This window comes from uncultured Mediterranea sp., from assembly GCF_902493215.1.
Taxonomy (GTDB): Bacteria; Bacteroidota; Bacteroidia; order Bacteroidales; family Bacteroidaceae; genus Bacteroides.
Window position 1 is genome coordinate 1 of sequence record NZ_CABUOL010000044.1, and the last position, 1555, is coordinate 1555.

The following is a 1555-nucleotide window of genomic DNA, read 5'->3' on the forward strand; positions in this document are numbered from 1 at the left end:
GCGAAAGCTCCGTCAACTATTCCATCCAGGAATATGTCAACGATGTGGTGTCGACATTTGTTGATGCTGCCAACAAACACGGCTTTCCTCATCCCAATATCATTACCGAAACGGGACGTAGCTTGACTGCCCATCACTCCGTGCTTATCTTTGAAGTACTGGAAACGGCTTCCCTGCCCGAAATGGATGACGACTGGGAACCGGGAGAGGATGCCCACGAACTGGTGAAGGAACTGTATGACATCTGGGACAACCTGAGTCAGCGCAGCATGCTGGAACCCTGGCACGATGCACAGCAGATACGCGAAGAGGCACTCGACCTTTTCAGTCATGGCATCGTCGACTTGAATACGCGCGCGCAGATAGAGAAACTCTATTGGAGTATCTGCCGCGAAATTAACTCCATTGCCAGCGGCATGAAGCATTGCCCCGAGGAATTCCGCAAGTTGAGCAAGCTGCTTGCCGACAAGTATTTCTGTAATTTTTCGCTGTTCCAGTCATTGCCCGATTCCTGGGCCATCGACCAGATGTTCCCCATCATGCCCATACAGCGGCTGGATGAAAGACCCGACCGCGAGGCTACTTTGCAGGATATGACTTGCGACTCTGACGGTAAAATAGCTAATTTCGTCAGCTCGCGTGCCGATACGACGACCCTGCCGCTGCACTCGTTGCGCGACAAGGAGCACTATTATCTGGCGGTTTTCCTCGTAGGGGCCTATCAGGAGATTCTGGGAGATATGCACAATCTGTTCGGTGATACGAATGCTGTGCATGTGTCTGTCAATTCCAAAGGCTACACCATTGACCAACTGATTGATGGAGAGACGGTGGCAGAGGTGCTGGACTACGTGCAATATAATCCTAAGAAACTGGTACGTACGCTGGAAACTTGGGTGACGCAATCCGTCAAGGAAGGGCGTATCTCTGTGGAAGAAGGAAAGGAATTCTTGTCTAATTACCGTTCCGGACTGTACGGATATACTTATTTGGAATAAAATGGAGAAACTGACTGTAATAAAGGTGGGTGGCAAGATTGTAGAAGAGGAAGCCACCCTCTATAAGTTATTGGATGACTTTGCAGCCATCGAAGGCTACAAGGTCTTGGTACATGGAGGCGGACGCTCAGCTACGAAGCTCGCCGCCCAACTGGGGATTGAAAGCAAAATGGTGAATGGCCGTCGTATCACTGATGCCGAAACGCTGAAAGTGGTGACAATGGTGTATGGCGGGCTGGTGAATAAGAATGTCGTCGCTGGCTTGCAGGCGCGCGGTGTCAATGCACTGGGCTTGACGGGAGCCGATATGGATGTAATCCGTTCGGTTAAGCGTCCCGTGAAGGAGGTGGACTATGGGTTTGTGGGCGATGTGAAGCAGGTGAATGCTGCTTTTTTGGCAGACCTCATTCATAAGGGTGTGGTTCCCGTGATGGCTCCGCTGACGCACGATGGAGAGGGGCACATGCTGAATACGAATGCCGACACCATTGCCGGAGAGACTGCCAAGGCTTTGGCGGGCTTGTTCGATGTTACTTTGGTATTCTGCTTTGAGAAGA

Annotated in this window: 2 protein-coding genes; both read left to right on the forward strand. The window is 51.3% G+C overall.

Features of this window, described 5'->3' with window-relative positions; translation table 11 throughout:
* Positions 1–998 (forward strand): biosynthetic arginine decarboxylase (speA, locus tag RDO88_RS13495; RefSeq protein ID WP_307759847.1); only part of this gene is annotated, 998 nt, incomplete at its 5' end.
* A gap of 1 nt (position 999) precedes the next feature.
* The coding region (gene argB / locus RDO88_RS13500) for an acetylglutamate kinase (RefSeq protein WP_307759848.1) at positions 1000–1555 on the forward strand (556 nt) is incomplete at its 3' end.